This is a genomic window from Shewanella sp. SG41-4 (assembly GCF_014164505.1).
Lineage (GTDB): Bacteria > Pseudomonadota > Gammaproteobacteria > Enterobacterales > Shewanellaceae > Shewanella.
This window is the reverse complement of the sequence record NZ_JACJFI010000196.1, coordinates 1-8,482: the sequence shown is the minus strand read 5'-3', so window position 1 is coordinate 8,482 and position 8,482 is coordinate 1. Positions and strand designations below refer to the sequence as shown.

Genomic DNA, 8,482 nt, shown 5'->3' with positions numbered 1-8,482 from the left:
GAGATGGTTTTAACAACTCAATACCCATGACAATCAAGCCTGCGACAGGTGTTTTTCATTTTGCTGATATGGGTGAAAAAGATAAGTTTGAAGCGTATATCCGGACACTTTCCAACAGCGATTGCGCCTTTTCTGTGTCCGAAAATCAGATTGATGATAAATACATTTATCAGTATATCTGTCACTAACACATCATTTTAACAACAACGTTATGCTAAAAATGGGGAGATTACCGGGCGAAACACCATAAGATTCTCACCCATCAAACGCAATATCAGGGCTTAAAAAAACTGGATATAGGCTTATAAGCATTACCGAAAATAATAGCTAAAAACCTTAACTAATCAATCTCACGTTTCGTACACACAAATAAGGCATTGCCAGATGCTAAATCCCAAGGGATGATTTTGTCGTAATCGTGTTCAAATATTTGAATATCGAAATACGGACTTAATAATGCTTCGAGTTCAGTAAAACTGGTGGCGACCATCGCATGAGAATCTTGCCATAACTGCGTCGAATCAAACTGGGTTTTGCCAATGCTTAGATTGAGCGATTGCATCTCACCTTCACCGCTGTAATGCCAACCCGATTCAAACACAAACTGACTATCTTCAAATTCGGCACTGTGTCTCACTAACGCCTTGTTATTGATTTTATGTTTATCAACGCTGTTAAAACAAAACAAGCCACCGGTATTTAATGCCTTATGCACACTGGCAATACAGGCTTTAAGTGCCTCGATACCTGGAGAATAGTGAATGGAGTACAAAAAGCAGGTAATAAGGTCGAGTTTTTCTTCAACATAAAACTCAGTCATATTTTGCAAACTAAACAGCGCTTCAGGGCAACGACGCATAGCGATATCGAGCATGGGTTGATTGATATCCAGCCCACTACTTTGAAAACCTAAATCGATAAAATGCCTAACATGAGGCCCCGTTCCACAGGCTAAATCTAAATGTTGTTTACCACTGTTACCCAAAAACTGATGCAAGCGAACTATGCTATTGCTTTGCTGCTGGTAGTTAATGTCACAGCACATTAAATCGTAATAACCGGATAAATCGGTATAGAGGGCATTGGTAGACATAAAAAGGGATCAGCGACATAGGCAAATTTAGGGTGGCGCATCATATATCAAATTGCACAATGGAGGAATAAGGAATGAGAAATAAGGAGTGAGGCATGATAAATAGCTAACGACTAAAATCTAGCGAGTCCTCTCTCGCAAAAATGCTAGAAATACCCCCTATACCGTTAAGTCACAAAGCATTTTTTTTAATCATCAATTAATCAGGATGTTGTACTAAACAGTTTGGAATATCATTTATCTTTGATCCTACACATCCCATAAAAAGTGTACTTACATACACTTTTTGGAATACCAAACCGTAAACCAGCCATAAAGTGTAGCTTTGTACACTATTTACCAATTCAGATATTAAAAAGCCCCGATACTGTTAAGTATCAAGGCTTTCTAAAATAGTGTTGAAGCAACGCAGTTATTGCCGCGCTAAGTCTGATGAAACGTTAAAGCAGACCCACTTACTTTCTCAACTTACTCTCTCAACTTACTATCTCAACTGACTCCCTTACTTAATCTCTCGCTAATCACAGATGGCGATCGCGCTGAAATGGCTAGCGTACCCATCTCATCAGCTCATTCGCATCTATCACTGCACGCTGTCTTTTAGTTAGGTTTCCTGCTGAGTCAAAGAGTAATAACTCAGTTACTCGTGCGTTATGCTTGGCGATAAACGCATCGCCCTCTGGCGTTGCTGTTCTAGCAAGCAGAAAGTACACGTTATCACCAAGATGAGATCGAGCTTCATTCATCTGCTCAGTTTGGGTGATACTTGAAACAAGGTTAGGATCATAGACAAATACTACCGCGGGTTTGCCCGTACCAATTTGTTCAAGATTAGACGTAAACCCCTTGGGCATCAGCATTAGCAACAGCCCAAACAGCAATACTATGGATGCTATGACACTTATCGCAACCCAAGGCATTTTACGAGGCGCGTTGGCAGGTTTATCCATAATGATAGATCTCTCTTTTAAGTGTTGAAATACGTAACCAAGAAACGCAGTATAATCAATTAACCTGAGGCTTAGATTAAAAACGTCTGGAATGAATAGACAATAGGTGATGTAGACGGCAATAACGCTTACTCTACCCCACTCAATCCAGCCCCTACTAAATCAGCCCCTACTCTGGCCCAATTAAATACAGACCCAATTAAATAGACCTAATTAAATATCAACGTCTAAAGACATAATGCAATACACTACCCATTATGCAAAGCGTACAGATGACACATCATCAAGCTTGCTACTGTATGCCAGCGCAACTAGAGTTCATTATGCTGTTGTTTTAAAATGAGTCGATCGATTTATTTCTACGTATTTTATCTGAAGGATTAATTTTTAATGGAAAAAGTGTTTGAAAGATTGATGTATGCATCACGCTGGATCATGGCGCCGATTTATCTGGGATTAAGCCTAATCTTATTCGCTTTAGGCATAAAGTTCTTTCAAGAGATCTTTCATATTATCCCCAATATTTTCTCGATAAAAGAAGTCGATTTGGTGCTAATCACCCTATCGTTAATCGACATCACTTTAGTCGGTGGCCTACTCATCATGGTGATGTTTTCAGGTTACGAAAACTTCGTCTCACAACTCGATGTGGGTGAAGGCAGTGAAAAACTCAACTGGCTTGGCAAGATGGACGCAGGCTCGCTAAAAAATAAAGTAGCAGCGTCTATAGTCGCGATTTCGTCTATTCACCTACTTAAAGTCTTTATGAATGCCGAAAATATCGCTAACGACAAAATCATGTGGTATTTGCTCATCCACATCACCTTCGTGTTATCGGCCTTCGCCATGGGATATCTGGATAAAATTACCCGTAAGTAATATCAGGCTCACTTGATGTAAATAGCAGAGATAAATAGTGGGGAAAAGTTGACTCTTCCCCACTTATTTTTAATAACTTATTTGAAATAGACGACACAACCACAATCTACATTAGAGGTTTACACTCATTCATGCGAATGGACTTAATTACTTTTTCATCATTTATCTAGCCACTATCCGGCTATTAAACTGATGTTGATATGCTAGCGGGTGCGTTTAGCACTAACGGTTAACATCAGCAGACCGATTGCAGTAGCAAAAAATAAATACGGTACACCCGCCTGCCAACTTGCTTGGCTATTCACACCAAAAAAATCGACATATAGTGCAGCTTGAATGGGCCCCATGTACCAAAGTGCCGGATAAAGCACTTCAAACATCCGTTTTGTTCCTGTAAACGTGCCACAAAAATAGGCCAAAGAGACAGTAAATGAAATGGCGATAATCAATTGAACCAGCAACAACCACTCAGCTCCTCCGGTAAAGCGCAGCACACTTCCCATACTTGCTAAGCCTAATAACATCCATGCCGCTGAATAACTGGCTAAGCTTTGTAATATGGGGGATTGTTTGCTGTAAGTCATCAGCTCTACCGTATTCGATTGTTTTTCTAATTGGCCTAACTGAGAAATCACTAACACGCACCACAACCATGAAATGGGTAAAAAAATGCTGAGAAGTAAATCCTGGCTGATAAACAATTGAATACCATTCAACACCAGCAAACCGATAAACCAATATACCGAATGGCCTTTGAGTATTAATTTTAGCTCTAATCTTAATAAACGAGTAAAAGCGAAATGCTGAGTTAACGTGACAAAAAAACTATCCAGTAGGCTAGTTACTTTGGTTTTTAATGTGAAATTCATCCATAAATCTGGTTTATTTTCAGATAGTGAGTGTGCGCTGAAACGGTCAAAAAAGATAAACGCTAACACTAAACAACCAAGACAAATAAGAAGCAAAGGCAGCGCTCCCCAAAGGTGCATTATCGTCGGCTCTATTCCTTGCCAAACAAAGGTATTTATTTCGCGTGTTTCATCACTGATATTTATGCCTATATTAGTATTACCTTGCTGTAGCGGAAAGCGCTCTGCGACTTCTGCATCTAAATGGTCGACTAATGCTCCGATCCCAGACACGCTTTCAATGGTTTGAACAATAGAGCCAATCCATAAGAAAAAATAAACGACGTTGCCTAACCCGCCTCTAAGCCACTTAATTGACTCAAACATTATCGCGATAGCGGCAATAGCCAATAGCATTGGCAATACAAAAACGAATTGTGGCCATGCTAACGCCCAAAGATCGATTTGATAACTTTCACCATAATAAAGCTGGATCCCAATACTACTCAGCAACATAACCAGCACAATAGAAAACAGAATAAATACACTTGTGCACCACTTGGCTAATAAAAAAGTCAGTTTATTAATCGGGGTTGCTGCGATGAGTTCACAGGTCATTGATTGTCGGTCTAATTCAAGAGCATTTTTGACCAGATAAAAACAGATAAGAGGCAAAAACAACACGTTCAACATCGCGAGGCATATACCAAGCCAGGCGCTATTGTAGATACCACGATAACCATTAATCACTAGCGTTTGATAATGGGCATCGGGGGATGGGAAAAAAAGTAATGTTAATACCGACATCGCCAGAAGTGTTACTACAAAGCTTTGCTGGCGAGTTCGTTGTTTAAAGTCAGCGACAATGCATTGCCAAACTTGATTCATTAACTTGCCCTCGCATAGCCAATTTGAGCTTGTCGGTTACTGGTAAAATAAAGGTAAGCATCTTCTAAGGATGGAGTTCTTGAAATGGCTCTTTCATCGGGGCAATTGTCAGCAATAATGTTGAGTTCAACCATGGTGTCTTTACGCACACTATGGCTAACAATAAACTCATGCTGAATTTGCTTTAGTTCACTGAAATTTGCGGTGAGTTGCCAGCATTTATTAGCGATCTTATCTTGAAGTGCACGTGGTGATTCTGATTGAATTAAACTCCCTGAGTGCATAATCGCAATACGGTCTGCAATGGATTCAACATCGGCCACGATATGCGTAGAGAATATAATGCACCGTTCACCTGCTAACTCGGTTAATAACTGGCGAAAATTAGCACGCTCTTGTGGGTCAAGGCCAACGGTGGGTTCATCAATAATCAGCAATTTGGGATCATTAAGTAAAGCCTGTGCAATACCAATTCGTTGTTTCATGCCGCCAGAATAGCCTTTCAATGGCATATGCGCAGCGTGCGTTAGGTTGAGTTTATGAAGTAAATCGTCGATGGTGTGATTTGCGGCTAATTTATCTAACCCTTTTAAGCTAGCCATGTAGTGCAGAAATTCGATGCCGGATAACTGATCATATACCCCAAAATATTGTGGCAAATAACCCAGCTCTTTCCTCAATACTTGAGGTGACTTAATAATATCTTGCCCTTGCCAGAAGATATTCCCATGGGTTGGTTTTGTTATTGTTGCGAGAATACGCATCAGGCTAGATTTACCCGCACCATTAGGACCTAACAACCCCAAAATACCCGGCTCAACTTGCAGCGACAGCGATTTGATTGCAGGCTTAGCCTTTTTCCCACTTTGGTATTGATGACTAAGTGATTGAATATCCAATAACATTGTATTTCCCTATATAGATCAAGATGAAATAACAATGCAAATACAGCGCCAAAAATAATCTATTAAAATTCAATAGGTTAAATTTAACTTAATTAATATTTTGAAAGATACTGCCGAATTTAACTAACTATTGGTGAAATAAGTAAAGCTTTGAACCCAATATCGTTCACATCGCACCCTAATCAGACTTAACGAAAAAACCGTTACATATTAAGCAACAAGCGAAAAACAAAAAGCCTCAATACGGTTAGGAATCGAGGCTTTCTCTTTTATAAGAAGTTTGGATCTAAGCTTATAGGTTTTAGGTTTTAGACCAACAAGGATTTTTACAATCTTGGCACCAGATAAGCCTTGCAGAAAGATTTATCAATCCGTGGCAGTGCCAAATTCTACAATTCAACGGCCTTAACTTCGCTAGCCATATCAAGATAGCGTTCGCACCTTGTCATGAGTTGCTGGCGATAATCAGCCACAAAGGCATGTTCATCTTTATCCAGCGTTGGCAGCATGGCAATCACGTCGTCTATGGCTTGCTCTATTCTGGTTGCCATTTTGGTTAAATTGCTCACTAACAAGGCTCGTGGCAAGCTAAGTTCTTCGGCGAATGAAGCCAGTTGATAAGCATAAATTTTATTAGGGTCGAACTCATCATCGATAGCCATTGCCATCTCCTGCTCGAAATCCTTATACATTGCCACATTGACTAAGTCATACCAGGGGGTCGGTATCATACCTATGGGAGTCATGAAAAATGAGTAGTTTTTGCCATGGGCATCAGCATTACCGCTGAGTAAATTAAATAAAGCCCACTGCAGCATATTTTGTTTAGCAGCTGCAGGATTAGTGCACTGACTGGCGAGGCTAAACAAACGAGCAAAGCTTACGCCCTCTCGAATACCTTTCACATCACGACCTGTGCCAAAGTTGCGTTCATATTTTTTGTTAACACTGAAACCCAACGCTTGGCAGCTATCAATCATGTGCCGTCTCAAGACTTTTTGAGGCTCAGGCATATAACGACGATCAAAGCGTTCGACACAAAGGGATTTGTGTTGACCAAACTCGACAATATCGACATGAGCAACATCGTTACCAATAGCCTTAGCCAAGCGCATGGTAAGAAACTCGTTAATCACTAAATGACGGTATTGCGCAAACTTCAAAATATGTGTGGATGCAAGCGAAGCGTCACCAAAGCCAAAAGTTTTGCCGTTATAAAACAGGTTTAGTTTGGACTGCACCCCTGCGACTGACAGCCTTGGTTTTCCATCCCACACTTCCATTGGCCATAGCTGAGGATCTTCAATTCGCTTAATCACTTCATCAGCACTTATCTCCCTTAAGGCTGTTGCCGGTAGCAATATTCCTTTTGGCGAAAAAGCGATGGCACCCGTGGTATCAAGGCCGATACCACGAATAAGGGCAAATGTATTACCACGAGATACCCCTAGCGATTCAATTAAGTATTCTAAGCCTTTATTTTCGGGTAATAGGTTTACTAAAAACATCGCAATTTGATGGCTGTTAGCGGTTCCATCTAAGGGGACCATCGGCGAAATGGGAAACCCCCTTTGTTGCCAATCATGGGTGTATTGAACAATGAATGTCTCGGTCGCGGGGTCAAATGACAGCTCACCAATTATCTGATCGCCAAGATGCATATCCAAAGTCAGTTTTTCAGCTGTACTCATCATTAGTACCAGCCATTAGAGTCTGCATCACTATGTTGTGCCGCCAAAATGCTAATCCCCAAGCCATTAAGAATTTTGAACACTGTCGAGATATAAACATCTTCGCCTTTCTCAACACGGATTAAGGTCTTTTTGGTCACGCCACACAGCATCGCCGCCACATCTTGAGTAAGTGCTGCTTTGTTTCTGGTTTCTTTAATGAGTAAACCCAAGGATTGTTGATTGAGTGCAGATGCCATAACGTTAGTCCAAAGTGTACTTTGCTACACTTTATCCCTGAATGGTTAAGTATTCAACAGTAAAGTATAGCAACCTACACTTTATTGTGATCTCCCCTGTCAAGATCAATAAAAGTGTAGTTAAGTACACTTTTTAATTATCTAAGTCGCCAAACGAGTTATAAGTGTAGGTTGTTACACTATATGATTGTTTAGTAATTTGACGGTTAAATGTAATCAATACAGTCTGTGAAATTGACCTTAAGATTGATAGAAATCAATATAGATAACGACAAATTATGTGGTATTTGGTCAGCCACATTACCTTCGTGTTGTCGGCCTTCGCCATGGGATATTTGGATAAAATTACCCGTAAGTAATAACTGAATTTCGTCGTGGAAATGACATAGACAATATCGTGGGGCAGAAAGTTTACTCTGACCCTGACGAATCCCCACAAAATTCTTGGTAAATTCTTGGTGTGAATAGCAAAGGTAAATAAGTGGGGCTGAAAGTATACTTTGGCCCTGGGGAGCCCCATATTACCTCACTAAATTCAAGATTTAATAATGGCGGGCAAAGTTAATTCAATTCAATTTTAAATCATACTCTAAGCAGTAGATATAGTGTTAGAATCTAAAAATAACGTGATTTAGGAGCATATGGTGATTAAAAAATTTTCAGTATCACAACTCGCTGACATTGCGAGCGTCATCAAAGAAAGAATCTATGTTCCTGTATATCAAAGAAAGAGAACAATTTTTCTATGTGGTGCTGATATCAAAGACAAAACAAAAGGTCGCTCAAAGGTAGCAAAACTTCTCACACAGCAACAAAGCCGCATCCAATATGAAATACTCTATCCGGAGAGTCTTTTTGATGATCTACTAGCCGGCCAAGGCCAGCATAGTTTACTTGCACTAGAGAATATTTTAGCAAACTCAGTAGACGCGATTATTCTGCTACCTGAAAGTCCTGGGTCATTTGCTGAATTGGGAGCATTTTCTAGT

8 protein-coding genes and 2 pseudogenes are annotated in these 8,482 nt (G+C 40.1%); 4 read left to right on the top strand and 6 right to left on the bottom strand.

The window, feature by feature from the left end:
• A partial coding sequence (locus H5202_RS23995) for a hypothetical protein (RefSeq protein ID WP_220493897.1) occupies positions 1-188 on the top strand: 188 nt, incomplete at its 5' end.
• 152 nt (positions 189-340) lie between these two features.
• Here the strand turns inward: H5202_RS23995 and H5202_RS15630 are convergent.
• Together H5202_RS15630 and H5202_RS15625 are read right to left on the bottom strand one after the other, a co-directional pair.
• Positions 341-1,093, bottom strand: coding sequence for a class I SAM-dependent DNA methyltransferase (locus H5202_RS15630; protein WP_182772889.1), 753 nt, complete (start codon positions 1,091-1,093; stop codon positions 341-343).
• A gap of 548 nt (positions 1,094-1,641) precedes the next feature.
• On the bottom strand, positions 1,642-2,043 hold the full coding sequence (locus H5202_RS15625; protein WP_182772888.1) for a hypothetical protein: 402 nt from the start codon (positions 2,041-2,043) through the stop codon (positions 1,642-1,644).
• Positions 2,044-2,433: 390 nt separating this feature from the next.
• Between H5202_RS15625 and H5202_RS15620 the strand changes: the two genes are divergently transcribed.
• Positions 2,434-2,922: a TIGR00645 family protein gene (locus tag H5202_RS15620; protein WP_162024000.1), complete on the top strand. Its 489-nt coding sequence runs from the start codon at positions 2,434-2,436 to the stop codon at positions 2,920-2,922.
• A gap of 203 nt (positions 2,923-3,125) precedes the next feature.
• On the opposite strand, the gene H5202_RS15615 is transcribed toward H5202_RS15620, so the two are convergent.
• From H5202_RS15615 to H5202_RS15600, 4 genes are all read right to left on the bottom strand, one after another.
• Positions 3,126-4,658: a hypothetical protein gene (locus tag H5202_RS15615; RefSeq protein ID WP_182772887.1), complete on the bottom strand. Its 1,533-nt coding sequence runs from the start codon at positions 4,656-4,658 to the stop codon at positions 3,126-3,128.
• Positions 4,658-5,563, bottom strand: a complete 906-nt coding sequence (locus H5202_RS15610; protein ID WP_182772886.1) for an ATP-binding cassette domain-containing protein — start codon at positions 5,561-5,563, stop codon at positions 4,658-4,660. Before H5202_RS15610 ends, H5202_RS15615 begins: the two co-directional genes overlap by 1 nt.
• Positions 5,564-5,952: 389 nt before the next feature.
• Entirely contained in the window at positions 5,953-7,254 is a 1,302-nt protein-coding gene (locus H5202_RS15605; RefSeq protein ID WP_182772890.1) for a HipA domain-containing protein, read from the bottom strand.
• A gap of 2 nt (positions 7,255-7,256) precedes the next feature.
• Positions 7,257-7,493, bottom strand: coding sequence for a helix-turn-helix transcriptional regulator (locus tag H5202_RS15600; protein WP_182772885.1), 237 nt, complete (start codon positions 7,491-7,493; stop codon positions 7,257-7,259).
• A 272-nt stretch (positions 7,494-7,765) separates the two neighbouring features.
• Between H5202_RS15600 and H5202_RS24805 the strand changes: the two are divergent.
• Both H5202_RS24805 and H5202_RS15595 read left to right on the top strand, forming a co-directional pair.
• Positions 7,766-7,852: pseudogene (locus H5202_RS24805) on the top strand (TIGR00645 family protein); the annotation flags it as partial.
• 282 nt (positions 7,853-8,134) lie between these two features.
• Positions 8,135-8,482: pseudogene (locus tag H5202_RS15595) on the top strand (hypothetical protein); the annotation flags it as partial.

Bases quoted from the DNA above. Each gene is read 5' to 3' on its own strand.
- H5202_RS15630 (WP_182772889.1), bottom strand. From the start codon at position 1,093: ATGTCTACCAATGCCCTCTATACCGATTTATCCGGTTATTACGATTTA.
- H5202_RS15625 (WP_182772888.1), bottom strand. From the start codon at position 2,043: ATGGATAAACCTGCCAACGCGCCTCGTAAAATGCCTTGGGTTGCGATA.
- H5202_RS15620 (WP_162024000.1), top strand. From the start codon at position 2,434: ATGGAAAAAGTGTTTGAAAGATTGATGTATGCATCACGCTGGATCATG.
- H5202_RS15615 (WP_182772887.1), bottom strand. From the start codon at position 4,658: ATGAATCAAGTTTGGCAATGCATTGTCGCTGACTTTAAACAACGAACT.
- H5202_RS15610 (WP_182772886.1), bottom strand. From the start codon at position 5,563: ATGTTATTGGATATTCAATCACTTAGTCATCAATACCAAAGTGGGAAA.
- H5202_RS15605 (WP_182772890.1), bottom strand. From the start codon at position 7,254: ATGAGTACAGCTGAAAAACTGACTTTGGATATGCATCTTGGCGATCAG.
- H5202_RS15600 (WP_182772885.1), bottom strand. From the start codon at position 7,493: ATGGCATCTGCACTCAATCAACAATCCTTGGGTTTACTCATTAAAGAA.